This window comes from Cryobacterium sp. PH29-G1, assembly GCF_030063365.1.
Lineage (GTDB): Bacteria > Actinomycetota > Actinomycetes > Actinomycetales > Microbacteriaceae > Cryobacterium.
In genome coordinates this window covers 37,605-64,279 of sequence record NZ_JASISY010000012.1, presented here as the reverse complement: position 1 = coordinate 64,279, position 26,675 = coordinate 37,605, and the positions used below count along the sequence as shown (strand labels likewise).

The 26,675-nt window shown below is 63.6% G+C and carries 20 protein-coding genes and 4 tRNA genes; 19 read left to right on the top strand and 5 right to left on the bottom strand.

The features are described from left to right. The first annotated feature begins 82 nt into the window (after positions 1–82). Positions 83–814, top strand: coding sequence for a YqjF family protein (locus QMK22_RS13980; RefSeq protein WP_283498259.1), 732 nt, complete (start codon positions 83–85; stop codon positions 812–814). A gap of 13 nt (positions 815–827) precedes the next feature. Here QMK22_RS13980 and QMK22_RS13975 read toward each other — a convergent pair whose 3' ends face one another. Both QMK22_RS13975 and QMK22_RS13970 read right to left on the bottom strand, forming a co-directional pair. Next, a complete protein-coding gene (locus QMK22_RS13975; RefSeq protein ID WP_283498258.1) occupies positions 828–1,481 on the bottom strand; it encodes an SDR family oxidoreductase in 654 nt (217 codons plus the stop codon). A gap of 50 nt (positions 1,482–1,531) precedes the next feature. Next, a complete protein-coding gene (locus QMK22_RS13970; protein WP_283498257.1) occupies positions 1,532–2,239 on the bottom strand; it encodes a M50 family metallopeptidase in 708 nt (235 codons plus the stop codon). A 221-nt stretch (positions 2,240–2,460) separates the two neighbouring features. Between QMK22_RS13970 and QMK22_RS13965 the strand changes: the two genes are divergently transcribed. Then, positions 2,461–8,295 carry an Ig-like domain repeat protein gene (locus QMK22_RS13965; RefSeq protein ID WP_283498256.1) on the top strand — a complete coding sequence of 1,945 codons (5,835 nt, stop codon included), beginning with the start codon at positions 2,461–2,463 and terminating at the stop codon, positions 8,293–8,295. Between the two features lie 446 nt (positions 8,296–8,741). Then, entirely contained in the window at positions 8,742–9,524 is a 783-nt protein-coding gene (locus QMK22_RS13960) for a hypothetical protein (RefSeq protein WP_283498255.1), read from the top strand. A 107-nt stretch (positions 9,525–9,631) separates the two neighbouring features. On the opposite strand, the gene QMK22_RS13955 is transcribed toward QMK22_RS13960, so the two are convergent. Further along, positions 9,632–9,704, bottom strand: a tRNA-Val gene (locus QMK22_RS13955). Positions 9,705–10,049: 345 nt separating this feature from the next. On the opposite strand from QMK22_RS13955, the gene QMK22_RS13950 reads away from it, so the two are divergent. The 16 genes from QMK22_RS13950 (at position 10,050) to QMK22_RS13875 (ending at position 24,585) form a co-directional block, all read left to right on the top strand. Then, positions 10,050–10,121, top strand: a tRNA-Gly gene (locus QMK22_RS13950). A 58-nt stretch (positions 10,122–10,179) separates the two neighbouring features. Further along, positions 10,180–10,253 (top strand) — tRNA-Cys (locus QMK22_RS13945). Positions 10,254–10,295: 42 nt separating this feature from the next. After that, a tRNA-Val gene (locus tag QMK22_RS13940) sits at positions 10,296–10,367 on the top strand. A gap of 284 nt (positions 10,368–10,651) precedes the next feature. After that, on the top strand, positions 10,652–12,655 hold the full coding sequence (thrS, locus tag QMK22_RS13935; RefSeq protein WP_283498254.1) for a threonine--tRNA ligase: 2,004 nt from the start codon (positions 10,652–10,654) through the stop codon (positions 12,653–12,655). Positions 12,656–12,680: 25 nt separating this feature from the next. Further along, positions 12,681–13,304 carry an HIT family protein gene (locus tag QMK22_RS13930; protein ID WP_283498297.1) on the top strand — a complete coding sequence of 208 codons (624 nt, stop codon included), beginning with the start codon at positions 12,681–12,683 and terminating at the stop codon, positions 13,302–13,304. A 102-nt stretch (positions 13,305–13,406) separates the two neighbouring features. Continuing rightward, positions 13,407–14,309, top strand: coding sequence for a pyridoxal 5'-phosphate synthase lyase subunit PdxS (pdxS, locus tag QMK22_RS13925; protein ID WP_283498253.1), 903 nt, complete (start codon positions 13,407–13,409; stop codon positions 14,307–14,309). Positions 14,310–14,320: 11 nt separating this feature from the next. After that, positions 14,321–14,962 (top strand): pyridoxal 5'-phosphate synthase glutaminase subunit PdxT, encoded by a 642-nt coding sequence (gene pdxT, locus QMK22_RS13920; RefSeq protein WP_283498252.1) that lies wholly within the window; start codon positions 14,321–14,323, stop codon positions 14,960–14,962. Between the two features lie 75 nt (positions 14,963–15,037). After that, positions 15,038–15,592 (top strand): DUF1697 domain-containing protein, encoded by a 555-nt coding sequence (locus QMK22_RS13915; protein WP_283498251.1) that lies wholly within the window; start codon positions 15,038–15,040, stop codon positions 15,590–15,592. 128 nt (positions 15,593–15,720) lie between these two features. Continuing rightward, the gene (locus tag QMK22_RS13910) at positions 15,721–16,485 is read left to right on the top strand and encodes a YebC/PmpR family DNA-binding transcriptional regulator (protein ID WP_283498250.1); all 765 of its coding nucleotides are present in this window, start codon (positions 15,721–15,723) and stop codon (positions 16,483–16,485) included. Between the two features lie 6 nt (positions 16,486–16,491). Beyond that, positions 16,492–17,118 (top strand): crossover junction endodeoxyribonuclease RuvC, encoded by a 627-nt coding sequence (ruvC, locus tag QMK22_RS13905; protein ID WP_283498249.1) that lies wholly within the window; start codon positions 16,492–16,494, stop codon positions 17,116–17,118. Beyond that, the gene (gene ruvA, locus QMK22_RS13900) at positions 17,115–17,801 is read left to right on the top strand and encodes a Holliday junction branch migration protein RuvA (RefSeq protein WP_283498248.1); all 687 of its coding nucleotides are present in this window, start codon (positions 17,115–17,117) and stop codon (positions 17,799–17,801) included. Before ruvC ends, ruvA begins: the two co-directional genes overlap by 4 nt. Continuing rightward, positions 17,798–18,832, top strand: coding sequence for a Holliday junction branch migration DNA helicase RuvB (gene ruvB / locus QMK22_RS13895; protein WP_283498247.1), 1,035 nt, complete (start codon positions 17,798–17,800; stop codon positions 18,830–18,832). Before ruvA ends, ruvB begins: the two co-directional genes overlap by 4 nt. 112 nt (positions 18,833–18,944) lie before the next feature. Continuing rightward, positions 18,945–19,331 (top strand): preprotein translocase subunit YajC, encoded by a 387-nt coding sequence (gene yajC / locus QMK22_RS13890; RefSeq protein ID WP_283498246.1) that lies wholly within the window; start codon positions 18,945–18,947, stop codon positions 19,329–19,331. Between the two features lie 93 nt (positions 19,332–19,424). Next, on the top strand, positions 19,425–21,146 hold the full coding sequence (gene secD, locus QMK22_RS13885; RefSeq protein WP_283498245.1) for a protein translocase subunit SecD: 1,722 nt from the start codon (positions 19,425–19,427) through the stop codon (positions 21,144–21,146). Continuing rightward, a complete protein-coding gene (secF, locus tag QMK22_RS13880) occupies positions 21,146–22,159 on the top strand; it encodes a protein translocase subunit SecF (protein WP_283498244.1) in 1,014 nt (337 codons plus the stop codon). The genes secD and secF overlap by 1 nt, the downstream gene beginning before the upstream one ends. A gap of 170 nt (positions 22,160–22,329) precedes the next feature. Continuing rightward, entirely contained in the window at positions 22,330–24,585 is a 2,256-nt protein-coding gene (locus QMK22_RS13875; RefSeq protein ID WP_283498243.1) for a RelA/SpoT family protein, read from the top strand. Here the strand turns inward: QMK22_RS13875 and QMK22_RS13870 are convergent. Next, positions 24,582–25,238, bottom strand: a complete 657-nt coding sequence (locus tag QMK22_RS13870; protein WP_283498242.1) for a type IV toxin-antitoxin system AbiEi family antitoxin — start codon at positions 25,236–25,238, stop codon at positions 24,582–24,584. The two genes, QMK22_RS13875 and QMK22_RS13870, sit on opposite strands and share 4 nt — an antisense overlap. Before the next feature lie 140 nt (positions 25,239–25,378). Further along, positions 25,379–26,611, bottom strand: a complete 1,233-nt coding sequence (locus QMK22_RS13865) for a DUF349 domain-containing protein (protein ID WP_283498241.1) — start codon at positions 26,609–26,611, stop codon at positions 25,379–25,381. Positions 26,612–26,675: the final 64 nt, after the last annotated feature.

The following is a 26,675-nucleotide window of genomic DNA, read 5'->3' as shown; positions in this document are numbered from 1 at the left end:
CCGGGCGATCAACAGGCGTTTTCTTCCGGCGAGCGAGTACCGTGAGGCATAGATCGCGCAGAATACGCGGGGAGGGGACGCTATGAAACAGGATGAGGCCAATCCCATTTCGGCGACAGCACCAACCCTGGGCGGGCGGGCTCTGGCAAGCCAGCGGTGGGCTCACCTAGTTTTTCTGCACTGGCGAGTGGATGCTGCGCGGGTCGCCCCGCTTCTTCCCCCCGGCTTGGTTCCCGACGAGTACGACGGTTCCAGTTGGGTGGGTCTGATTCCATTCGTGCTCGACCGCGCGACCGTACTTTCCAGCCCGCCGATACCCTATTTCGGCACCTTCGTGGAGGTGAACGTGCGCCTCTACGCTGTTGATTCCCGCGGTCGTCGCGGAGTTGTGTTCGTGTCCCTGGAAGCCAGTCGTCTGGCGGCGGTGTTGACCGCTCGCGCGGTGTTTTCACTGCCCTATGTCTGGTCCCGTACCCGTCTCAGCATCGATTCCGGTGAGTACCGGTATTCCTCGACGCGGCACGGTGATCGAACCAAGCACACCGCTATCGTGGCGCGACCCGGTTCCGCCCTGGTGGTCCACGATGCGCTGGCAGATTTTCTGACTGCGCGCTGGGCGCTGTTCACAAGCATCCGTGGTCGCACCGTGCACCTGCGCAATCATCACGAACCGTGGCGGCTGTATTCTGCCGCATTGCTGAGCCTTGACGACACGCTGCTGGCCGCTGCCGGTTTCGCCGGCCTCGCCCAGCGCGTCCCGGACTCCGTGCTCTACTCGCCCGGCGTCACGACCTGGTTTGGCCGTGACGCCTGAGCAGCCCACTAGATTAGCGAATCTCTGCGAGAGCGACGTTGATGGGCTGATCGCCGTCGGTGAACTCGATGAACTTTCCCACCGTGTTGTCGCTGGACAGTACGGCGGCAGCCACCAGGGCCACGTTCTCGCGCGAAGTGTCGCCACGAGCCACGTCGGAACCTACCGCGATGGAGCCGGTAGCAGCGTTCAGGGTGAGTGCGCTCGGGCCGAGAATGGTCCAGTTCAGTGAGGTGGCTCGCAGGTAGTCGTCTGCGGCTGCTTTTGCCTCGTAGTAGGCGAACATGCCGTCGTCGGGGGAAGCGCCGTGATCCGCTCGGGATCCGAGGTAGGACACCATCACGTAGCGGTAGATGCCAGCTTGCGCTGCGGCGTCCATGGAGCGGATGGCCGCGTCCCGGTCCACCGCATAGGTGCGCTCCGGGCTTCCGCCGCCGGCGCCAGCGGACCAGACGACCGCGTCGTGCCCGGCCAGCACTGCGGCGATGTGGTCGGTCGACAGGTTCTCGACGTCCGCCAGAACCGGCGTCGCACCGGTCGCCGAGATATCAGCGGAGTGCGCGGGATTTCGAATCAGCGAACTGACCTCGTTCCCGACAGTGGTGAGCAAGCGGGCCAATTGAAGGGCAATCTTTCCATGGCCACCGATAATCGCAATTTTTGTCATGCAAATAACCCTGTCACGGTTGGCTGCGTGGTCCACTCAGGTTTGGTTGACTACACCAACCCGAGCAGGCGTGCGCTCAATGCCAGAGCGAGCAACTGCACGCCGAGAAAGACCGCGACCCACAAGATACCCGGGATGTGCGTGAGCCGGGCCAGCTGATCGGCGTCCGACGACGAACCCGCCCGACGCGACCGGGATTGCTGCAGCTCGAGGGTTGTGCGCAGGGCGCCGAACAGCAGAAATGCCGTGACCAGCAGGGCGAACACCCCCTGCACTCGCTCCGAGCCGAACCAGGAGACACCGAAGACCACGACAGCGGTTACGGCCACCGACCACAGCCCGAACCAGTTGCGAATCTGCACGAGCAGCAGAGCCAGCGCGGCAAGCAGCGCCCACAGCAGACCCACGTCGTAACCCCGGCTGAGTAGCCAGGCGGCGCCCAGTCCGATTAAGGCAGCGGCCGGGTATCCGGCCAACAGGGTGAAGATCATGCCGGGACCGGTCGGGCGCCCGCGGCTCACGGTGAGCCCAGACGTGTCCGAATGCAAGCGGATGCCGCCGAGCCGTCGGCCGCTGAGAACCGCCGCCACGCCGTGACCGCCTTCGTGCACGATAGTGATGGCGTGGCGTGCGAGGCGCCACACCGGCGAAAACACCACGATCGCTGCGGCCGTTGCGAGGGTCAGCCACGCAGCCAGGGGCGTCAGTGCGGCGTGCGGTGTCATCATGCGTTGCCAGATATCGAGAAGCACGTCCATGTCTCTCAGACTAGGCGGGCTTGCCCGTGGTGCCGCTGCGCCCGCGTCGAAGCGGGTGTCGACGCCGGTTTCTCGGCGTGAATCCGAGGCAATGAAGTTACTGTGCGCGGGGGGTCAGGCACACCCCCAGAAAGGGGGCACGGGTTCGGGCGTTCATGCCGATATAACTTGACCTGAGAACTGGGAAATTCTCAGTTTCTCCACAGGTTGAAGAGGCAGTCATGACAGCAATGAGGGGTAAAGCGGATCGAACGATCCGGGCGCGGGCGGGGGGAGCTGTCGGTATGGCTCTCGTCGCTGTGCTGGTGGCGAGTCTGGGCACGGTGATGACCGCGTTGCCGGCCGCCGCGGCCGTTCCCGCCATGCCGGGAATGCCGGGAATGGTCGACAATGGGCCGACCAGCGCTACCGACGAAACAAAAGTGCCGCACTATTTCGGACCGTACCCCAACTGGGCGAACAGCCCGCAAGTCCTCGCCAATGCCATGGTGATGATTTCCGGTGGAGGCGGAATGGATGCCGAAGCGGAAGCGACGGTCAATCCCAAAAACGGTTCTATCTCGTCGATCACCGTGACCAAGCCCGGTACCGGGTACACCAGCGCGCCCGATGTGGCCGTTGAGGCGGCTGGCGTCCAGACGACCCCCGCCGCGGCAACGGCGGACATCTCGCGCGGTGTTCTCACCCGCATCGAGGTCGCGGAAGCCGGCTTCGGCTTCACCGCACCGGCCGTGACCATCACCGGCGGCAATCCCACTCCCGGACTGGAGGCTGGCGCGATCGCCAGTGGTGGTGTGGATGACCTCACCATCATCGACGGCGGCAGCGGGTACACAATCCAGCCGATCGTGGAATTTACCCTGCCCGACCAGCCAAACGGAACGATTCCCACCGCGACAGCCGACATGGATGCTTCGGGTGTCGTCACCTCCGTCACGGTCGTGACGGAGGGCTCCGGATACTCCACCGCCCCCACGGTGACACTTCGTGACGCCAACCTGATCAACGCGACGGCAGCGTCGGTCACGGCCACGATCGGTATCGCGGCAATCGAGCTGACCAGCGGCGGTGAAGGCTACGATTCCGCTCCGGTTGTGACCATCGCCGACACCGTCGGTACCGCCGACAAGGGTGCCAGCGCGACCGCGATCGTTGCAGCCAAGGGCGCCGTTACCGGAATCACCGTGACGAGTGCGGGCTCCGGCTACCTCACCCCGGGCCTCAAAAAGTTCGTCGACACCCTGCCAGGGATGGGCCCCGACCAGAAGAACGACCTCGGCCAGTACATTCCCACGGCAGTTCCGGACACCACGACCTACCCGGGCGCCGACTATTACGAAATTGCCGTCGTGCAGTACCGCATGAAATTCCACCGCGATCTGCCGGCTACGCTGCTGCGCGGCTATGTGCAGTTGTCTACCTCCGTTGTGCCGGGCAACCGTGTGGCCCTGACCAACGCCAACCTTGATCCGACCATGGCAGATACTCCCATTGACGGTTTCACGGGTGTAGATGGACCGCACTATCTTGGCCCGACAATTGTGGCGACCAAAGACAAGCCGGTTCGTATTCTGTTCCGCAACCTGCTGCCCACGGGCGTCGACGGAGATCTCTTTCTCCCCGTTGACACCTCCATGATGGGCTCGGGTGCTGGACCAGACATGATGCAGCTCGACGCCGATGGCGTGCCGATGGACATGGCTGCCGACGAGGGAAGCGTTCTCGACGGGGTTCGCAACCCGATGTGCGGGGCCACCCCCAAGCCCAGCACCTGCTATTCAGAAAACCGCGCCACCCTGCACCTGCACGGTGGGATCACCCCGTGGATCAGCGACGGTACCCCGCACCAGTGGGTCACACCGTCCGGTGAGCAGACCGCCTACCCTAAGGGCGTCAGCGTCAGCAATGTGCCGGACATGGCCGACCCGGGCCCCGGTGCCGAAACGTTCTTCTACACCAACCAGCAGAGCGCGCGTCTGATGTTCTATCACGACCACGCCTGGGGGATCACCCGGCTCAACGTGTATGCGGGTGAAGCAGCCGACTATCTGATCACCGACGCGACCGAGCAGAAGCTGATCGCTCCCGACGGGCCCCTCGCCGGTATGGGCCTTGGCCTGCCGTTGAACATTCAGGACAAGACTTTCGTTCCGGATGCCGCCACCCTCGCCCAGGTCGACCCCACGTGGAACTCGGCCAAATGGGGCGGCACCGGCAGCCTGTGGACCCCGCACGTGTACATGCCGGCGCAGAACCCGGGGGATCCCTCGGGTATGAGTTCCTTCGGTCGCTGGATGTACGGCCCCTGGTTCTGGCCGCCGGCGAAAGACGCCAAGTATCCTCCGATCGCCAACCCGTACTACGACGCGAGCTGCGACGCCGATGTGCAGCCGTTCTGCGAGCCCGCCATGATTCCGGCGACGCCCAACGTCTCGGTCGGTATGGAGGCCTTCAACGACACGCCGATCGTCAATGGCACGGCCTACCCGAAGACCACGGTTGATCCGAAGTCGTACCGGTATCGCATCATCAACGATGCCAACGACCGGTTCTGGAACCTGTCCTGGTACGTTGCCGACCCGACGACCGGCACGCTGAGTGAGGTCGCCCTGAAGCCGGCCGAGGTGCTGGCGGCTCAAACCGACCCCGTCGTCACCCCGACCGTCAACACAGCGTTGAGCCCCAAGGGCCCAGACTGGATCCAGATTGGCTCGGAGGGTGGGTTCCTGCCCGCTCCGGTCGTGGTACCGGCGCACGACACGACCTGGATCACGGACCCGACCCGGTTCGACGTCGGTAACGTTGACCAGCATTCCCTGCTGCTCGCACCGGCCGAACGGGCTGACGTCGTGGTGGACTTCTCGCAGTACCGCGGTAAGACACTCATTCTCTACAACGACGCGCCCGCAGCCTTCCCGGCACGTGTTCCCGGTTACGACTACTACACCGGCAATCCCGACCTGTCGCCGGCGGGTGCTCCGAGCACCCTGGCCGGTTATGGACCGAATACCCGCACCATCATGCAGGTCACGGTGTCGACGAAAGCCCCGGAGGTCGCCTTCGACCGGCCGAACACCACGGCCGACCGCATGGGCGCGCTCAACGCGGCGTTTGCTCATCACCTCGACGCCGCCGGTAACCCGGCCGGTGTCTTCGAGTCCGGTCAAAACCCGGTGATTGTCGGCCAGTCGGCCTACAACTCGGCCTACGGCACGAATTTCGCCAGCAGCGGCTGGTGCAACGCGCCCAAGACCCCCTCGGCTAAGTGCGACGGTTTCGCGCGCATTCAGGAACAGGGCGGAGACGAGTTCAAATTTGACACGCTATCGGGCAACCAGCTTTCCCTGCCGCTACAAGGCAAGGGGCTGCACGATGAAATGAACTCGGCCAACTTTGATGAATGGGGGAGGATGACTGCCAACCTGGGGTTGGAAGCCCCCGGCGCTACGCCGCTCCTGCAGAACATCATTCTGTATCCCTACGTAAATCCGGCGACGGAGATTCTGGATTCCACCGGGGAACCGAGCAGCCTTGATGTGACGCCGATATCGACATCCACTGATGGCACTCAAATATGGAAAATCACCCATAACGGCGTCGATACCCACCCGATCCATTTCCACCTGTACGACGTGCAAGTCATCAACAGGGTGACGTGGGACAACATCATCATTCCGCCCGAACCGACCGAGCTCGGCTGGAAGGACACCGTGCGGGTCAGTCCGCTGGAAGACACCCTCGTCGCGGTCAGGCCGATCGTGCCCACCCTGCCGTTCGGCGTGCCGGACAGCATGCGACCGCTCAACCCGATGATGCCCATCGGCGCTATGGGGTCGATCAATGGTCCCAACGGCACCGAGGCCGGCTTTAACAACACCGACACCAACGGCAACCCGGTTGCTCCGGTGAAGAACGTCGTTGCCAACTTCGGCTGGGAGTACGTGTGGCACTGCCACATTCTCAGTCACGAGGAGATGGACATGATGCGGCCGGTCACGGTGCACGCTGCTCGTTCTCTCGCGGACGCCCCGGTGCTCGCTCTGGGCGCGAGCGGCACGCTGGGCTGGACCGACGGGACGCCGGTGGACTATACCCAGCCCACTACCTGGACCAACCCGGGTACGGCTGAGATCGGCTATCGCGTGGAACGCGCGGAGGTGATCAATGACACGGTGGGTGCTTATGCCACCGAGACCAGTGTGCTGGCCAACCTCACGAGTTACGCGCCCGTACCGCCGGATCCCACAATGACCTACGACTATCGAGTGACGGCCTGGAACGCCGCCGGTGACTCGCAGTCGAACGTGATTCGGGTGGTGGGCCTGCCTCAGGCCCCAACCGGGTTCACCGCCACGGTGGAGTCCGCACCGGCGCTGCCGGCCGGGGCACAGGTAGCCCTCGCCTGGACCAACAACGCCACGAACGCCACCTCGGTGGTGCTCGAGCGTTCCGCCGGAACCGATCCGTTTACCGTGATTGCCACGCTGGCACCGACCGAGACGAGTTTTGTCGACTCCACGGTGCTGCCGGGCAGTTACGCCTACCGGGTGCAGGCGGTTAATCCGATCGGGGCATCCGCTTATGCCGGTCCGGTCACAGTGGATGTTGCCAAGCCCGGTTCCACCACCGTGGTACTGAATGCTCCGAACCCCTCGCTCGTCGGTGAGAACGTGACCTTCACGGCGACAGTGAGCGGGGTACTGGCAAGCGGAACGCCGACCGGCGCGGTGGACTTCACCGTGAACGGAACGACGACAGCTGTTTCACTGGATGCCGTCGGGGCTGCCAGCTACGCCACCACGTCGCTGCCGGCCGGGGACTCCCTCGTCACGGCTTCGTATGGCGGCGACACGGTCTTTATGGCTAGTTCGGCGAATACGACCCAGACCGTGAACAAGATCGCGACCACGGCCGTACTGGTCAGCAGCGCGAATCCGTCCACGTTCGGCTCCGACGTGACCTTCACGACGACGGTCAGTCCGTCAGCCGCGACCGGCACGGTGCAGTTCATCGTGGATGGATCACCGGTCGGTGCTCCGGTCGCGCTCGCCGCGGGGGGAGCTTCCTATACGGTGGGTTCGCTCGCTGTTGGCGCGCACGTGGTCTCGGCCAGCTATGGCGGTGACGCGGCCTACCTCGGCAGTGTCGCTCCCGGCATCACGCAGACGATCGGCGGGGTTTTGCGTCCGACGACGACAACGGTTACCAGTAATCGGGTGCCGTCCACCTTCGGTCAAACCGTGACGTTCACGGCAACTGTTCGACCGGTGACCGGGACCGGAACGCCCACGGGCAGTGTGCAGTTCAACATCGACGGGGTCAATGTCGTGGGCGTTCAAACGTTGAACGCTCAGGGCCGTGCCACCTATGCGACCGCTGCACTTTCCGGCGGTACGCATGCGGTGATCGCGACCTACCGTGGCTCGGCGATCTTTGCCGGAGGTGGAAGCGCGCCACTGAACCAGGACGTCAACCTGGGCACCTCGAAGACAACGCTCACGAGAAATCGCACCACGTTGGTGTTCGGGCAATCGATCACCTTCACCGCACGGGTCACCCCGCTCGCGGCGGCGGGAACGGTGCAGTTCATGTTTGACGGAGCCGCCGTTGGCGGTCCGGTCACCCTGGACGCGACCGGTCGGGCAACCCTGGTGACCAGCACTCTCGCGGTGGGTAGCCACACCGTGTCGGTCACCTCGAGCGGCAACGCTAACTATCTGCCGAGTGCGAGCAACACGCTGACGCAGACGGTTAGGCAGGGCTCCAGCCGGGCCGTCGTCACCTCCAGTGGGCTCACCGCGGCGCGCGGCGCCACGGTGGTGTTCACGGCCACGGTGACGGCCGCCGCACCGGCAACCGGTGTCCCGGCGGGAAGTGTGCAGTTCCGAATCGACGGCGTTGACGCCGGTGGTCCGGTGGCGCTCAACCCCAGCGGACAGGCAGCGTACGCGACGAGTGCGCTCACCGCCGGTCGGCACACGGTGATTGCCGTGTACAGCGGTAGCAACGATTTTGCCGCCAGTACCAGTAGGGGCATCAGACAGCGCATCGTGTAGAAGTTCCCAGCAGGCAGCGGTGGCGTCCCCGGTGGGGGCGCCGCCGCTGTTGTCGTGGATCGGAGGGTTGTGGTCCAGCTGTCCGGGGGACCCTGAGTTCAGTGGACAGTTCCCCGGGCGGGGTCTAGGTTGGCAGCCAACGAAGGGGTCCACGAAGCGGAGGCAGGCCATAGTGGGAATTTATTGCTCGCAGGAGGAGAAATCATTCGATGAGAATGAGTTCGTCTCCGGCGGAAAAGTTCATGTCGTCCCTGACGCGGAGGCGCCGAACGAGTCCTTCGGCGGCCATACTACGGATGGGTGGGATGTCGACTTCTCCGCGTCGCGTGTCGGTGATGGGAGCCCGTGGATTCTGGACGCTGGGGTGAAGTCCCTCCCGCGTCGAGCGGGGATAGGCAAGCTCCGATTCAAGCGGCCTCCGCGGAACAAGCCACGTGGTCGTACACGTGAATGATTCGACCCCGGACGACGATCGCCGCCTGGAAGATGTCAAGGCGGGCATTGCCAGCTTTACCGTGTGGGAGAGTAACCTCTACGCGGTTACGGCAGCCGCCCTCGATCGCGCCAAGATCGGCGCTCAAACGGTGCAGACGGCCTCTGCGGCAATACTGACGATCTATACGGGCCTCCTCGGGTACATCGTCTCCAACAGCGGCGCGACCTTCCCGTTGCGAGGGCTGGTCGCGCCGCTCTTCCTCGGCGCCGCGGTTGTGCTCTCCACCTATTACCTGGCCTTCATGGCACCGCGTGAGGCCGGAACCATGGCTGGGCCGCCGGTTTTGGGAACCTGGCAAGTGCGAGCGGTAGGTCGAATCAACTTCTTCGGGGACTACATTGCAGAATTCGTGGCCCGTCGAGCGGCAGCCCTTCGGGCATCCGTCCTTTGCCTCGGGGTCGGACTCGTCACCCTCGCCCTGCCATTCATCGGCACGTCGACCTTCAGCGACTCCGTGCACGCCAAAAATGCAGCACTGGTTGAAATTCAGTGGCCATCGGCCCCCGCCGGCATGTCAGATCCCTTGGCCGCGATCCTCTATCAAGCGCAAGTGGATGAAGCCGTTGCGGTAGCAGATGCAGCGCGATCCGCGGCGGTGACGGCACCAGCCGGGCTCGTGGAGTCGTGGTACTTCGTACTCATCGTGATTGCGCTTGGCGCCCTATTCGTCTGGCTGGGCGCATCGGAATTCCGCGCTAAGCCGGCCGACAGTCGCGTTCAGCACGCCGAGTAAACCCGGGAAATAGACGGCACCACGAGCATGCTGGCGGCCCTTCCCTGCGCGGCACGGCGGGAGCATTCCGGAACAAAAAACCCCCGCGTGAACGGGGGGATTCTCTGTGGGCGATGCGGGACTTGAACCCACGACCTCTTCCGTGTGAAGGAAGCGCGCTACCAGCTGCGCCAATCGCCCAAATTGCTGTGCACCGGCAACCTGAGTTGCTGTTGCGACTTTTGATACTAGCCCAGACTGGCGCGTCACCGCACATCGAGGACACACCGGGAGTGGCGCGGAGGGCGCGCCCACGGTGATTCGATGCACTCCAGTGTGTTCCGGCGTCGATTAACGAGTCGGCGACCTCAATTCAGCGGCGGACCGACGCCTCTCCCCGGTACGTAAGAAGAATCGCTTTCTAGCCCGCCACGAGGCGCCGGGCGCAACCCGCACCACGCGGCGCAACACGCCGTAAACGGCTCGGTTTGGTTTCCGTCTCGCTATTCGGCTAGAGTCTCCAAGTACGCAGAAATGCGAACAGTTGCGGATGTGGCGCAGTGGTAGCGCATCACCTTGCCAAGGTGAGGGTCGCGAGTTCGAATCTCGTCATCCGCTCGAATGAACTGGAATCGGCCGAAAGGCCGGTTCCAATTCGTTTGGTATGAACGCAACTGGTGGGTTGGCCGAGAGGCGAGGCAGCGGCCTGCAAAGCCGTTAACACGGGTTCGAATCCCGTACCCACCTCCATTCTTTGTGCTGGTTCTTAGAATATGCAGTTCCCAGAAGCTTGGGCGATTGGCGCAGCGGTAGCGCGCTTCCCTGACACGGAAGAGGTCACTGGTTCGATCCCAGTATCGCCCACAAAGAAAAACCCCCGGGAAGCCGGGGGTTTTTGTTTTTAAATGGCTCTGCCAGGCAGTCACGGTGATTCGGAGCAGATCCCGCCGTCGCGCCATGCGCGTCGAAGGCCGACATGCCGAGCTCACGCAGAATGGGCGTGGCGGCCCGGCGGTGGGCACATCCCGAATATGCCCGATTAGCGGGACGTACGCGCGATATCGCAGCTCCGCCCGCGCCCAACCGACGAACAGCGCCGCGCACGCCGCTAAAGTTGACGGGTAGGCAAACAACAGGGAGTAATACACGTGGCTGACGGCTTTGCGCTTTTCACTGATCGATCCGTTGTCGCGATGCGCGTCAACGGTGAGTTGAAAGATTTGGCGGCCACCGTGTTGCCAACGGATGCGGTCGAACCGGTCAGTATTGATTCTCCCGACGGCCTCAGCATTCTGCGCCACTCTGCCGCCCACGTGCTCGCCCAGGCTGTGCAGACCGTCAACCCCGCTGCCAAACTGGGCATCGGCCCGCCCATCACCGACGGCTTCTACTACGACTTCGACGTGGAGGTTGCGTTCACGCCGGACGATGTGAAGTCGCTCGAGAAGGCGATGGATCGAATCATTCGTCAGGGCCAGCGTTTCGTGCGCCGCGTCGTGACCGACGACGAAGCCCGCGCCGAACTCGCCGCAGAACCGTACAAGCTGGAACTCATCGGCCTCAAGGGCGGGGTCTCGACCGGCTCGACCGACGCTGGCGACAATGAATCCGTCGAGGTCGGCGGCGCCGAACTCACCATCTACGACAACGTTGATCCGAAGACGGGGGAGACGGTCTGGAAAGACCTCTGCCGCGGGCCGCACCTGCCGAACACCCGCATGATCGGCAACGGCTACTCGCTCACCCGCCTGGCCGCCGCCTACTGGCGTGGTTCCGAGAAGAACCCGCAGTTGCAGCGCATTTACGGCACCGCCTGGCCCACCAAAGACGAACTGCGCGCCTACAAGACCCGTCAGGAAGAGGCCGCCAAGCGCGATCACCGTAAACTCGGTGCCGAACTCGACCTGTTCAGCTTTCCCGAGGAGATCGGTTCCGGCCTGGCCGTGTTCCACCCCAAGGGCGGCATCATCCGGCAGGAGATGGAAAACTACTCCCGCAAACGCCACACCGAAGCCGGCTACGACTTCGTCTACTCTCCGCACATCACCAAATCGACCCTTTTTGAAACCTCGGGTCACCTCGACTGGTACCGCGACGGCATGTTCCCCCCGATGCACCTCGACGAGGAACGTGACGAGACCGGTCACGTCACCCGCCAGGGCGTCGACTATTACCTCAAACCGATGAACTGCCCGTTTCACAACCTCATCTTCAAGTCGAGCGGTCGCAGTTACCGCGACCTGCCGATGCGCCTGTTCGAATTCGGGTCGGTCTATCGCTATGAGAAGTCCGGAGTGCTCAACGGCCTCACTCGCGTGCGTGGCATGACACAGGATGACGCTCACATTTACACGACCAAGGAAGGCATGAAGGAGGAGCTCACCAGCACCCTCAATTTTGTGCTGCAGCTACTGGCCGACTACGGCCTCGAGGACTACTACCTCGAACTGTCAACCAAAGACCCGAAGAAGTTCGTCGGCAGCGACGACGCGTGGGAAGAAGCGACCGAGACGCTGCGGGAAGTGGCCGAGGCGTCCGGACTCGACCTGGTCGCCGACCCGGGGGGAGCCGCGTTCTACGGCCCCAAGATCTCGGTGCAGGCCCGCGACGCCATCGGCCGCACCTGGCAGATGTCGACGATTCAGCTCGACTTCAACCTGCCAGAACGGTTCGACCTCGAATACACCGCGAACGACGGCAGCCGCCAGCGCCCGGTCATGATCCACCGTGCCCTGTTCGGCTCGATTGAGCGCTTCTTCGCCGTGCTCACCGAGCACTACGCCGGGGCGTTCCCGGTGTGGCTGGCGCCGGTGCAGGTTGTCGGTATTCCGGTGTCTGAGCAGTACGGTCCGTTCCTCGACGATGTGATCGCAACCCTCAGGAAGGCCGGCGTGCGCGCCGAAGTAGACCGCTCCGACGACCGCATGCAGAAGAAAATCCGCACCCACACCAAGGCCAAGGTGCCCTACCAACTCATCGTGGGCGAAGAAGACCAGGCCAACGGCGCGGTGAGCTTCCGCTATCGCGACGGTACGCAGCAGAACGGTGTGCCCGTCGCCGAGGCGGTGCGACTGATCGTGGAATCGATCGAGAATCGCTCCCAGGTCACCACCACGCCGGTCGCCCCGGTCGTGGCTGAAGTGCAGGCCTAGAGTGAGCGCCATTCCCAGTGATCGACTGCGCGGCTCGGACGATTCGGGCGACGCCGCCGAGGAGACGTCTGACGAGTTCGCGGCGGTTCCGGATGCCTTCCAACGGTTGTGGACACCACATCGGATGGTCTACATCCAGGACGGGCAGCAGCCGCATGCCGACGACTGCCCGTTCTGCATTGCGCCATCTCTGGACGACGAGAAGGCGCTGATCGTGGCGCGTGGCACCCATGCGTACGTACTGCTCAACCTGTTTCCGTACAACAGCGGCCATCTGCTGGTGTGCCCGTATCGGCACGTCGCCACCTACGACCAGGCCACGCCGGAGGAAGTCGCCGAGATCGGTGAACTTACCCAGATCGCCATGCGCGTGCTGACCGAGGTGTCCAACTGTGACGGCTTCAACATCGGCATGAACCAGGGGCGCATCGCCGGCGCCGGAATCGCCGAGCATCTGCACCAGCACATTGTGCCCCGCTGGGCCCTGGACTCTAATTTCTTTCCGATCATCGCGGGAACCAAGTCCATTCCTCGCCTACTCGGAGACGTGCGTCGCGATGTCGCCGCGGGCTGGCCGGGCGCTATGACCCCTGCCCCAGCACCCGCACCGACGCCGGCAACGACGGCTGCACCAGCAGCTAACCTTTAGCTTTCTTCCACGACCGGGGCGTCTATTGGTGCGCCCCGGCTCGTTTCCCGCTCCACCAGCCTCCGACCAGACCACCACCGTGCAAGGAATAGGATCGTAGTTATGACTGAATCAACCTCCGCCGAGCAGTTCGGCTCGAGCCGCGTCAAGCGCGGGCTCGCCGAAATGCTCAAGGGCGGCGTCATCATGGACGTCGTCACCGCTGCCCAGGCTCGTATTGCCGAAGATGCCGGCGCTGTCGCCGTCATGGCTCTCGAGCGTGTTCCCGCCGATATTCGCTCGCAGGGCGGCGTGGCTCGCATGAGTGACCCCGACCTGATCGACAGCATCATCGCCGAGGTCAACATTCCGGTCATGGCGAAGGCCCGCATCGGCCACTTCGTCGAAGCACAAATTCTCGAGGTGCTCGGCGTCGATTACATCGACGAGTCCGAAGTGCTGAGCCCGGCTGACTACACGAACCACATCGACAAGTGGAACTTCACCATTCCATTCGTCTGTGGCGCCACCAACCTCGGTGAGGCGCTCCGCCGTATCAATGAGGGCGCGGCAATGATCCGTTCCAAGGGCGAGGCCGGCACCGGCGACGTCTCCGAAGCCACCAAGCACATTCGCACCATCAACGGCGAGATCAAGCGCCTCACCTCCATGAGCCGCGACGAACTGTACGTCGCCGCCAAGGAGTTGCAGGCACCGTACGAGCTCGTCGCCGAGATCGCCTCGACCGGCAAGCTGCCCGTTGTGCTGTTCACCGCCGGAGGCGTGGCCACACCGGCCGACGCCGCCATGATGATGCAGCTCGGTGCTGACGGTGTGTTCGTCGGCTCCGGCATCTTCAAGTCGGGCAACCCCGAGCAGCGCGCCGCGGCCATCGTCAAGGCCGTCACGTTCTACGACGACGCCAAGGTCATCGCGGATGTCTCGCGCGGCCTCGGCGAGGCCATGGTGGGCATTAACGTGTCCGACATTGCCGAGCCGCACCGCCTCGCAACCCGCGGCTGGTAACCGAGCCGTTCGTGACGATTCTCTCCGTGGGCACCCGACCGGCAGATACCGCTGTACCGCACGGTTTGCGGGTCGGGGTGCTCGCCCTGCAGGGCGATTTTCGTGAGCACGCGCACGTATTGCGCGAACTCGGAGCGAGTGTCGAGCTCGTGCGCCGTCCGGAAGAACTTGACCGCATCGACGGTTTGGTGATTCCGGGCGGCGAATCGAGCGTCATGGATAAACTCGCTCGCACGTTCGGTCTGGCCGAACCGTTGCGGGCCGCGATCACGGCCGGCCTGCCGGTTTATGGCACCTGTGCCGGCCTGATCATGCTCGCCGACACGATTCTCGACGGCATGAACGGGCAGCAGAGTCTCGGCGGACTCGACATCGCCGTGCGCCGCAACGCCTTCGGCTCGCAAACGGCCTCCTTCGAGACCGACCTGGAAATTCCCGCGCTCGGTGAGAAGCCGGTGCACGCCGTTTTCATCCGGGCTCCGGTCGTGGAGACTGTCGGCGCGAAGGCGACCGCGTTGGCCACCCTCGACGATGGCCGCTGCGTCGCCGTCGAGCAGGGCAACCTGCTCGGTACGTCGTTTCACCCGGAAATCACCGGTGAATACCGTTTTCACCAGTATTTCCTGCAGAAACTGGTCGCCGCCGCCCGGTGATCGCGCGGCTCAATTGTGCCGGGCGAGAGAGTGTGGCTAGGGTTCAGACATGACTCAGACACCAAGAGGTCAACGATGACCCGCTATGTAGCACTGCTCCGCGGCATTAACGTCAACGGCATCAACATTGCCATGGCCGATCTGGCCGACACCTTTCACGAACTCGGGTACACCGACATCAAAACGGTGTTGGCCAGCGGCAATGTGCTGTTCAGCATCGACAGCCCCCTCGTCGACAAAGCGGATGCCGCCGCCCTTAAAACTCGCATCGAGGCAGCCCTCAGCGCCCGGTTCGAGTACGAGGCGTGGATCGTGCTCATTGACGCGGATTCTCTCGACCGAATCGTGCGCGCCTACCCGTTCGATGCCGACCATGACGGCTGGCATTCGTATGTCATGTTCTCGTCCGACCCGGGGCATCTCAGCGAGCTGGCCGGCCACGCCAGGGAGCTCGTCGCTGCCGATGAGCGTATTGAACTCGGTCACGGCGTGCTGTACTGGGAGGTTCGAAAGGCCGTGGGTGTCAAGAGTGCGTTCAGCAAGAAGAGCGCCAAGTTGAAGTACCGCGACACGACAACGACGCGCAACCTGCACACGTTGCACAAGCTGCTGGAAGTCACTCCGGGATAGACTGGCTCGGCACCAAAGAGTGCACCGACCACGCACTGCCGCCGCCCGCCGCACTTCGGCCACCTGGCCACGGGCCGCCGGCACCTGCAGCACCACAGTGAACGATCCAGCACACCAACGGGAGATGTATGTCCGGGCATTCCAAATGGGCCACCACAAAGCACCAAAAGGCCGTCACCGACTCCAGGCGAGCTAAGGCGTTCGCCAAGCTCATCAAGAACATCGAGGTTGCGGCCCGGCTGGGCGGCGCTGACCTCTCGGGGAACCCGACCCTGGTTGACGCCATTCAGAAGGCCAAGAAGACCTCGGTGCCCAATGACAACATCGACCGCGCCGTCAAGCGTGGTGCCGGTCTGTCAGGCGAGCAGGTCGACTACACGACCATCATGTACGAGGGCTATGCCACGCACGGCGTCGCGGTCATGATCGAGTGCCTCACCGACAATAAGAACCGCGCTGCGGCCGAGGTGCGCACCGCGATGGCTCGCAACGGCGGAGCCATGGCAGACCCGGGCAGCGTCGCCTACAACTTTCACCGCAAGGGTGTCGTCGTGGTCAAGCACCTGCCGACGATCACCGAGGATGACGTTCTGCTCGCCGTTCTCGACGCTGGTGCTGAAGAGGTCGTCGACGAGGGGGAGACCTTCGAGATCTTCTCCGACGTGAGCGACCTCGTTGCCACTCGCACCGCGCTGCAGGCTGCCGGAATCGACTACGAGTCGGCTGATATCGCTTTCGTGCCGTCGCTGAAGATCGAGGTCGACGTCGAAACCGCCCGTAAGGTCTTCCATCTCATCGACGCGATGGAAGACCTCGACGACGTGCAGAACGTGTACTCCAATTACGACCTCTCGGCCGAGGTTCAGGCCGCACTCGCCGCCGAGTCCGAGTAGCGAGAGATGGCGGTCCGGGTTCTCGGCATCGACCCGGGCCTCACGCGTTGCGGCGTTGGTGTCGTCGACGTAGCGGGCAACCGTTCGGCCCGTTTGGTGGACGTAGCCGTGCTGCGAAGCGCACCCGACCTGCCCTTGGAACAGCGACTTCTACTGTTGGCCCAGGGCCTTGAAGAGATGCTCGACCGGCACCAACCGCAGTTCATCGCCATTGAGCGGGTCTTCGCCCAGCACAATGTGCGCACGGTGATGGGCACGGCCCAGATCAGTGGGGTCGCCCTGCTGCTCGCCGCGCAGCGCGGCCTGCCGGTTACCCTGCACACCCCGAGCGAGGTGAAGGCGGCCATCACCGGTTATGGTGCCGCCGATAAAAAGCAGGTCGGAACCATGGTCGCCCGCATTCTCGGGCTGAGCGAGATTCCCAAACCGGCTGATGCCGCCGATGCCCTCGCCCTGGCGATCTGTCATGCCTGGCGCACCGGTGCGTCCGGCGGAACCCTGCCGACCGTGGCCTCGGTGAAGGCCGCTATCGTCGCGCCCGGCGCATTGACCCCGGCCCAACGGGCCTGGCGGGCGGCTGAACGTGGGTCGGTGACCGCGGTGTCGGCGGTGCCCCGTAGTCTTAAGCGGTGATCTCTTCCGTACGTGGCCTTGTCCTCTCAGCTGTGGGCTCAACCGCCGGCTCATCAACGGTGGTCATCGAGGTCGGGGGAGTGGGTCTCGGCCTGCAGGTGACGCCGGCTACCGCCCTCGGCCTGCGCGTCAACGATGAAGCCCTGCTCCTGACCACCCTGATTGTGCGCGAAGACTCGCTCACCCTCTATGGCTTTCCCACCGCTGATGAACTCGCGGTCTTCGAACTGCTCGTCAGTGTCACCGGTGTGGGCCCCAAATCCGCCCTCGGCGTGCTCGCAGTGCTCACCCCCAATCAGGTCGCTCAGGCGGTCGCCAGCGACGACGATGGCGCGTTCCGCAAGGTCAGTGGGATCGGGCCGAAGACCGCAAAACTCATCGTGCTGTCCCTGGCCGGCAAACTCGCCGTGACGGCCGCGAGCACACCGTCGCGCCCGCCGGGGTCTACCTCGGTCGCCGCGAGCGTGCAGGCCGCGCTGATCGGACTCGGTTGGTCTGAGCGCATAGCGGCCGAGGCCGTCGACGAGACCCTGACCGAGCTGGCGGATGCTGTCGGTGCCGAATCCGCGCCACCGACGGTTGCCGCTGTGCTCCGGTTGGCCCTGGGCCGTTTGGGCCCGGCCGCCCATCACGCCACGGGATCTGCCGCTGCGGCCGCGACGACAGACCGGAGCCGCTCGTGAGTACCGACCCGGGAGTTGAGATTACGAACCCCTCGCTGGAAAGCGAATCGGAACTTGCCTTCGAGGGTGCGTTGCGCCCGTCGAGCCTGGCCGAGTTCGTTGGCCAGAAAAAGGTGCGCGGGCAGTTACAATTGTTGCTGACCGCCGCGACGATGCAGAATCGAACGCCCGATCACATCCTCCTGGCCGGCCCGCCCGGTCTCGGTAAGACCACCCTGGCCATGATCGTGGCCTATGAGGGCAACCGGCCACTGCGCATGTCGAGCGGCCCGGCAATTCAACACGCCGGAGACCTGGCCGCAGTTCTCTCGTCGCTGGTACCCGGCGAGGTGCTGTTCATCGACGAAATCCATCGCATGGCGCGTTCGGCCGAGGAAATGCTCTACCTCGCGATGGAAGACTTTCGCATTGACATTATGGTGGGCAAAGGTGCCGGCGCAACGTCCGTCCCGCTGGACCTCGCCCCGTTCACGCTGGTCGGCGCAACCACCCGCTCCGGGCTCCTGCCCAACCCCCTGCGAGACCGATTCGGCTTCACCGCGCACCTGGAGTTCTATGCCGAGAACGAACTCGAACAGGTTCTCGCCCGGGCCGCCCACCTGATCGACCTGCCGATAAGAAAGGACGCCCTCGCCGAAATCGCCGGACGATGCCGGGGGACCCCGCGAATCGCAAACCGTCTGTTGCGCCGCGTGCGCGATTACGCGCTCGTGCACGGGGGAGAAGCCGATATCGCCGCGGTCCATGCCGCCCTGGAGCTGTATGACGTTGACGCTATCGGCCTCGATCGGCTCGACCGCGAAGTCATGAAGATCATCCTGACCCGTTTTGGGGGCGGGCCGGTCGGCCTCAATACACTGGCGGTGTCGGTTGGTGAGGAGTCCGAAACGGTGGAGGCGGTCGTCGAGCCCTTCCTGGTGAGGATAGGCTTCCTCACGCGTACCCCGCGTGGGCGCGTTGCGACGAGCGCAGCGTGGCGACATTTTGGTCTGGCTCCTCCTCAGGGCAGCGCGACCCTTCTTGACCTATAATTCAATTTGGCCCACCTGTCTATAGCCAATTCCCCGTGGAACGCGGGGAGTACCGGACAGACACTGACAAGCTTCGGCCACCAGCGCCGCAATCGGAAGGTTTCACCGCTCCATGGATAATTTGACTCTCGTAATGTTGGCCGTACTGGCCGTTCTCGTGTTCTTCATGTTCCGCAACGGACGTAAGCGCAAGAAAGACCAGGAAGCCCTGCAGGCCACCATGGTCCCCGGCGCCGACGTCATGACCAACTTCGGCATGTACGGCACCATCATCGCCATTGACGAAGAAGCCAACAAGGTGGAGCTGCAGATTGCTCCCGGCGTTGTCGTAGAGATTCACCGCCAGACCATCGCACGCGTGGTCGAGCCCGTTGTGATTGACGATCTTGACGACTCCAGTGTCGATGGCATCGACTCGCTCACCGAGCCGGAATTCGGCCAGCGCGTCACCGACGTCGACACCGACAGCACCGATCAGCCCAAAAAGGGCGACGCGTAGTCTTCGTCTGCTTCGCTCCACAACGCACGTACTGCATCACGCGGCGCGCCCACGCATTCTGGCGTGGGCGCCAACAGAAAGCTGAGTTCATAGGTGGCTAAGTCGTCTCCGGTCAAGAAGGCCTGGCGTTCCCTGACCTGGCTTGGCGTGCTTATCGTCGGCCTCATCGCCATCAACGCTTTTGGCGTGTTCACCCAAAACGGGTCGTGGACGCCGAAACTGGCCCTGGACCTTGAGGGCGGAACGCAGATCATCCTCGCCCCACAGGTGGAGAGCGGCGCGACGGTCACCTCGCAGCAGCTCACCGAAGCGGTCGGCATCATCCGTCAGCGCGTTGACTCCTCGGGGGTCTCCGAGGCGGAGATCAATACCCAGGGCGGCCAGAACATCGTTGTGTCCATTCCGGGTACCCCCGATGACGCCACCCTGGAACGCATCAAGTCGTCCGCCAAGCTGGAATTTCGGGCTGTGCTGGTTGCCGGTCAACCGTCTGGGCAGACCGTCGGAGCCGACGGCACCGCAACGCCAGCGCCGGTCGCCACCGTCGACCCGAACCTGTCGACAACTCCCGCCGTTGAACCGACCAACGCGAGTGACCTCAACTACGTCACCCCCGCGCTCCAAGCTCAATACGATGCCTTCGACTGTGCAGCTATCAACACCACCAACGTGGCACCGGCCGATGAGCCGCTGATCACCTGCGAAACCGATGGCACGGTCAAATACATCCTCGGTCCCGTTGAGGTCGATGGTTCGACCATTTCCGACGCGACCAACGGTCAACGCACCACCACCTCGGGCGCGACCACCGGTGAGTGGGCCGTCAATATCGTGTTCAACAAGGACGGCACCTCAAAGTTCGCCGACGTGACAACCCGCTTGTTCGGCCTGACCGGCGTGCAGAACCAGTTCGCGATCGTGCTCGACGGTCACGTCATTTCGGCTCCGGCAACCCAGGGCGCCATTACCGACGGTAAGCCGCAGATCACCGGGTCGTTCAACCAGGAGAGCTCGAAGGCTCTTGCCGACCAGCTCAAGTTCGGTGCCCTGCCGATCAGCTTTACCGTGCAGAGCCAGGACACGATCTCGGCCACGCTCGGTTCGACCCAGCTGCTCAACGGACTCATCGCCGGTCTGATCGGTCTCATTCTCGTCGTGATGTACTCGCTCGCTCAATACCGTCTGCTCGGTCTGGTCACCGTGGCATCGCTCGGCGTCGCAGCGGTGATCACCTACCTCCTCATCACGATCCTGTCCTGGCGCGAGGGTTATCGGTTGTCGCTGGCCGGTGTCGCGGGTCTGATCGTTGCCATCGGTATCACCGCCGACTCCTTCATCGTTTACTTCGAGCGTGTTCGCGACGAGCTGCGTGACGGTCGTGGGCTGGAATCGTCGGTGGAGGCCGGCTGGAAGCGGGCCTTCCGCACCATCATCGCGTCCGACGTCGTCAACTTTCTCGCCGCCGCCGTACTGTTCGTACTTGCCGTGGGCAACGTCCGTGGCTTCGCCCTGACGCTTGGCCTCACCACGATCGTCGACCTGCTCGTGGTCGGCCTGTTCACGCATCCGATGCTGCAGCTGGTCGCCCAGACGAAATTCTTCAACGAGGGCCACCGCTTCAGCGGGCTGGATCCGCGAGCACTCGGTGCGGTCTACCGAGGCCGCGCGCGCTTTGAACCGTCGGCCGCTGTGTCGGCGACCAAGGTCTCCTCCTCCAGTAAAGAAGCGGCTAAGCGACAAACCATCGCCGAACGTAAGGCGTCCGAGCTCGTGGGCACCAGCACAGATCGATCGACAGACGGGAAGGATTCCTAATGGCCAGCTTCTCGCAGTTCGGAAATGACCTCTACACGGGCGCTCGTTCGCTCAACATCGTCGGGCGTCGGAAGCTCTGGTATCTCATTGCCGGTGGCCTGATTCTGATCGCTTTGGTCGGACCGTTCCTGCTGCGCGGCGGATTCGTCTTCGGTATTGAATTTACCGGGGGCAGCGAGTTCGTCGTCTCCCAGACGACCAGCCAGTCCGAAACCAAGGCAGCGGATGCCGTCACGAGCGTCGTGTCCGACGCCGTGTCCAAGGTTTCCACCATCGGCTCTGATGGTGTTCGGGTGCAGACAGACCAGCTGACCGAAACTCAGACGACCGCCGTGCGTGACGCCCTCGCCACCGCGTACGACGTGCCGACCGCTGAGGTGGCGACATCCTTTATCGGAGCGACCTGGGGGCAGGACATCACCGGTCAGGCGCTTCGTGCGCTGGTCGTGTTCCTCGTGCTGGCCGGCATCGTAATGGCCATTTACTTCCGCACCTGGAAAATGTCAGTAGCGGCCATGGTGGCGCTGCTGCACGACCTCGTCATCACGGCCGGTTTCTACGGAATCACGGGTTTTGAGATCACACCGGCGGCGGTGATCGGCTTTCTCACGATCCTCGGCTACTCGCTCTACGACACGGTGGTGGTGTTCGACAAGATTCGCGAGAACACCAATTTCGACGGCTCGGGCTCCAGCCGAACCTTCTCCGAGTCGGTCAACCTCGCCGTCAACCAGACACTCGTGCGGTCGATCAACACCTCGGTTGTGGCTGCACTGCCCGTGGCATCCATTCTGTTCATTGGTGCGTTCGTACTCGGTGCCGGAACCCTGCGCGACATTTCGCTCGCGTTGCTCATCGGCATCCTGGTCGGTACCTACTCGACCATCTTCATTGCGTCGCCGCTCTACGCCCAGCTGCGCAACGGTGAGGATGCCATCCGCAAGCACGACAAGAAGGCCCTGGCCGCTCGCGCCAAAGCAACAACCTCCGACGCAGCGACCGTCACGACGTAGACAACGAGAGTGCGATGCGAAACGGCCAGTCCTTGAGGACTGGCCGTTTCGCACTCCACACGCCTGATCGCTGGAGGCGTACGGCCTGGCCGCACAGAACCTGCATAATTGACAGTACGCAAACACAGCCCGCGCGGTACCTCCACCGGGTGTGAAGCCGAGGTGAGACTATGACGGACACGACAACCCCCTCCCCGGCGTCGCTGCGCCGTCTGGTACCGCGCATCTTTTCCCGAGCTCAACCGGCCGGTGCCGTCGATCGTCTGATCAAGACCGTGCGCCTGAACCACCCGAAGGTCGACCTGTCGATCATCGAACGTGCCTATACCGCTGCCGAGCGAGCACATGACGGGCAGATGCGCCGCAGCGGAGAGCCGTACATCACCCACCCCGTTGCCGTCGCCCAGATCCTCGCTGACCTCGGAATCGGCACGAAGACCATCGCGGCGGCGCTATTGCACGACACCGTGGAAGACACCGATTACACCCTCGACGCCCTGCGCGCCGACTTCGGCGATGAAATCGCGATGCTGGTGGACGGCGTTACCAAACTCGACAAGGTGAAGTACGGCGACTCGACCCAGGCCGAGACCGTTCGCAAGATGATTGTCGCGATGTCTAAGGACATTCGTGTGCTTATCATCAAACTTGCCGACCGGTTGCACAACGCGCGCACCTGGGGCTTTGTGCCCAATGAGTCCGCCGTGCGCAAGGCCACCGAGACCCTGGAAATCTACGCACCCCTCGCGCACCGCCTCGGCATCCAGACGATCAAATGGGAACTCGAAGACCTGTCCTTCGCCGTGCTCTACCCCAAGTTGTACGCCGAGATCGAGAGTCTGGTCAAGCAGCGCACGCCGCAGCGCGAAGAGTTCGTGCAGCAGATCATTGAGACCATCAACGACGACCTGAAGTCCGCACGCATCCGCGGCAAGGTGGCCGGGCGTCCCAAGCAGTATTACTCGATCTACCAAAAGATGGTCGTGCGCGGTCGTGAGTTTGATGAGATCTACGACCTCGTCGGTATTCGCGTACTCGTGAACTCGGTGCGGGACTGCTACGCCGTGTTGGGCTCCATCCACGCCCGGTGGACCCCGCTGCCCGGTCGGTTCAAAGACTACATCGCCACCCCCAAATTCAACCTGTATCAGTCGTTGCACACCACTGTGCTCGGCCCGAGCGGTCGTGCCGTCGAGATTCAGATTCGCACCACGGAGATGCACCAGCGGGCCGAGTTCGGCGTCGCCGCGCACTGGAAGTACAAGGAGCAGGTCAACGGCAGGAGTCCCGGTGGCCCCGGGCCGCAGAGTGACACCGATATGGCCTGGCTGGCTCATATCTCGGACTGGCAGGCCGAAACCGCCGACCCCGGGGAATTCCTCGACTCGTTGCGCTACGAGATTGGTGCCAAAGAGGTCTATGTCTTCACCCCGAAGGGTCGCGTTATCGGGCTGCCCTCCGGCGCGTCGCCGGTGGACTTCGCCTACGCGGTTCACACCGAGGTCGGGCACCGCACCATGGGTGCCAAGGTCAACGGGCGACTGGTGCCGTTGGAGAGCGAGCTCATCACCGGCGATGTCGTCGAGGTCTTCACGTCGAAGAACCCCGACTCCGGGCCCAGCAAAGACTGGCTCAACTTCGTCAAGAGCCCGCGGGCGCGCAACAAGATTCGGCAATGGTTCACCAAGGAACGCCGGGACGAGGCGATCGAACAGGGCCGCGACGCGATCGCCCGGGCCATGCGCAAGCAGAACCTGCCACTGCAGAAACTGATGAACCAGGACTCCTTCGCGGAGGTCGCCGCTCAGCTGAAGTACGAAGATGTTTCGGCGCTATACGCTGCCGTCGGCGAAGGTCACGTTTCGACGCAGTCCGTGCTCGAAAAGGTCGTCTCCTCGGTGCAGAGCATCGAAGACAACGACAGCAACGATTTTCCGGTTGCAGCGCGCGGCCGCCCGCAAACCACCCGCAATGGCGATTCGGGAGTATTGGTGCGCGGGGCGCCGGACATTTTGGTCAAACTCGCGCGCTGCTGCACTCCGGTGCCTGGCGATAAAATCGTCGGTTTCGTCACTCGCGGCGCGGGTGTTTCCGTGCACCAGGCCGCCTGCCACAACGTGCAGTCGCTGCTGAAAGAGCCCGAGCGCATGATCGAGGTCGAGTGGGCGCCCACCTCGAAGAGCCTGTTCCTGGTCCACATTCAAATTGAAGCCCTGGATCGTTCCGGGCTGCTCTCCGACGTGACGCGAGTCTTGTCGGAGCACCACGTGAACATTCTTTCGGCCACGGTCAATACCTCCAGCGACCGGCTGGCGCTGAGCCGCTTCGTGTTCGAGATGGGGGATACCACGCACCTGGATCGAGTGTTGAATGCCGTGCGCCGCATTGATGCCGTGTACGACGTCTACCGGGTCAGCGACGGTTAACCCACCGTGGCGGCTCGCGCCGCCGCTGCGTTCTGCTGGTGCAAGGTATCCAGCGGGGCTGTGACGGCGGCGAAGCGCGCTATGGCGAGGGCGCTGTGGGCAGGGCTGCCGCGCTGGCAGAGGCACACCGCAGCCGTGATATCGCGGTAATCGCCGTAATGCAGCAGGCGGGCCAGCAGGGCGGTCAGTGCCGGCGTTGACGTTGACGTCGGCGTTGACGTTGACGTCAACGTTGACGTCGGCGTTGTTGTGGATGTCGGGGTGTATCGGGCGAGGTCGACTGCGGTACGCAGCGGAGTGGTGACGCGCACCCCCGAGATAGTCTGTACGTCGTCGGGGGAGCGCACGATCTCGCGTACCCGCGCCCGCGGTGACCACAGTGCGGTGGTGCGGGCGCCGATCAGTACGCAGAATTGGTGTCGGCGCGGTTCCGGGGCGAGGCCGTAGATCCAGGCAGCGGTGAGCTGTTCAGCGATTGCGCGGGGCGGGACCAATTGGCTCGCGGCGATCGCCCGGGTGTCGCATCCATCTATTTCGTCAATGACACACCAGGAGTCGGCGACCTGAAAGACCTGCCCGTCGAGGCGGGCGCCGTACAGCTCGGCGAGCGGTAGATCGTTGACCGTGCGTACTCGTCGCCGTGGGGTTAACATGCGGCCATCGTGCTGCTTAACCACGATCAGGCCCCCGAAGGAGGCCTGATCTGTGGAAAATGCAACTGCCCTGCACCTGTGGATAACCGCGCCGGGCACAACCGCCACGTGGTGGATCAGCGGCAGCGGCTCTCCATTGGCTACTGGCCGATGGCCTTGAGCCACGCCTTGCGTGCCTCAAGCGCTTCAGTGGCATCCTTGATCGCGCGGGCATTCTGGCCCTTTTGCGCGGTGGCGAGCTCAGCTTCGAGCTTGGTGATCGCGTCGTTCAACTGCCCGGCGAGGCCCTCGGTGCGGGCCTTGGTCTCGGGGTTGTTGTGCTTCCAGTGGTCGTCGTCGAGCTTGCGGACGACGGCCTCGACCTTGCGCAGGCGGTCTTCGATCGGCTTGACCTGATCGCGGGGGACCTTGCCGATGGCGTCCCACTTGCGCTGGATCGTGGTGAGCGTGTCACGCGCGGCGTTGCGGTCCGTCGTGGTGAGCAGGGTCTCTGCCTCGGTGAGCAACTCGAGCTTCAGCACGAGGTTCGCGGAGAATTCCTCGTTGTCCTGAGCTTCGACCTCGCTCTTGACGGAGTAGAGCACGTCGCCGGCAGCCTTGAACTTTGCCCACATGGCATCGTCCTGCTTCTTGCCGCTGCGCCCGGCCAACTTCCATTCGTCGAGCAGGTTGCGGTACGCGGAGATACCGTCGGCACCCTTCGGCGCGAGAGCCTCGGCCTGTTCGATCAGGTGCTGCTTCTTGGTGCGAACGTCTTTGTGAGCGCTATCGAGCTCGGCGAAGAACGCCTTGCGGTTCTGCTCGATCGTGGTGCGAGCCGCACGAAAACGCTTCCACAGATCGTTGGCCTCACCCTTGGGGATGCGCGGAGCGTCGTGCTGGTGCGCTTGCCATTTGGCGAACAGAGCGTCGAGAGCGGCGCTGGTCTGCTTCCACTGTGTCTTGGCTGGATCTTCGGCGGCGAGGCGCTCGGCCTCGGTCACGATTTCGGCCCGCTCGGCGACGGCAGCAGCGGACGCTGCTTTCGACTCGATGTTCTGCTGCTCGGTGAGTTCACTGACGGCCCCACCGAGGGCGCCGAGGCGTTCGGCCAGAGCGGCCAGATTGCCGACGGCGTTGGCGCCGGCCACAGCGACGGTCAGGTTCGCGACCGACTTCGCGATGTCCGCGGCCGGAGCGCCACCCTTCGCACGCTGCTCGAGCAGGGTGACCTGCCCATTGAGCTCAACATACTTGCGCTCGAAGTAGGCCAGGGCCTCTTCCGGAGTGGCATCCGGGTATTGGCCGACGGCGCGTTCGCCGTTTGCCTCGCGCACGTAAACCGTGCCGGTTTCGTCTACGCGACCCCATGGTTGCTGATCTGTCGTAGTCAAGAGCCTCACCTTTGCTGAGTTGTTGTGTGTGGATCCGCGGGAGTGTCGAGTGCGGAGCCAAGAA